At 42.1% G+C, this 575-nt stretch carries 1 pseudogene; it reads left to right on the top strand.

What is annotated here, in order from left to right:
* Nucleotides 1–142 precede the first annotated feature (142 nt).
* Nucleotides 143–387 (top strand): annotated as a pseudogene (locus NNO03_RS22465) (inovirus-type Gp2 protein); the annotation flags it as partial.
* Nucleotides 388–575: the final 188 nt, after the last annotated feature.

The raw sequence follows: 575 nt of genomic DNA, 5'->3' as shown, positions 1-575 counted from the left end.
TAATTACGGCAATGATCTGATGCTCAGTAAAACGGGCTTTACGCATTGCGATCTCCTTTGTTGGCAGAGTGATTATGCCGGAGGATCTCTAAATGTGAATGGCACGATTATGCGGGATACTTACAATTACACCAACCGTGGTGCAGATAATATGGCAACACGATTCAGAAAGCATGGTGCAGTGCCATTGGGCTTGAATATCCTGATTACGCGTACCTCCCGCATTTCCCGAAGAATCACAGTGCGTGGTTCACCCGACACGACGCTTTAACGTTAAGCTCTGATTATTATGACTTCCTGCTACGAGTCGCTTACATGGCGAAGTACAACACCAAAGACTTAAATGACGGTTACCGTAACTTTGGCACGAGCCAACTAATAACTTAATTATTTGATAAAAAATAAGTGAGGGACTTAAAGCCCCTCACTTTATCTATTCTAAGGACTGATTTTACCTGACGCACCCATGACACAAAACTAAACTTGACCGGCAGCTCTGAGATCTATGCTGATGTTACAAGATTTTTCGGTCACTTTGCTATGAAACTGGATTTTATTATGTTTATATTTAGTGC

Origin of the sequence: Citrobacter sp. Igbk 16 (assembly GCF_028069755.1) — a bacterium.
In the GTDB taxonomy this organism is placed as follows: Bacteria; Pseudomonadota; Gammaproteobacteria; order Enterobacterales; family Enterobacteriaceae; genus Citrobacter.
The sequence above is the reverse complement of the archived record's forward strand: the minus strand, read 5'-3'. Positions and strand labels throughout refer to the sequence as shown.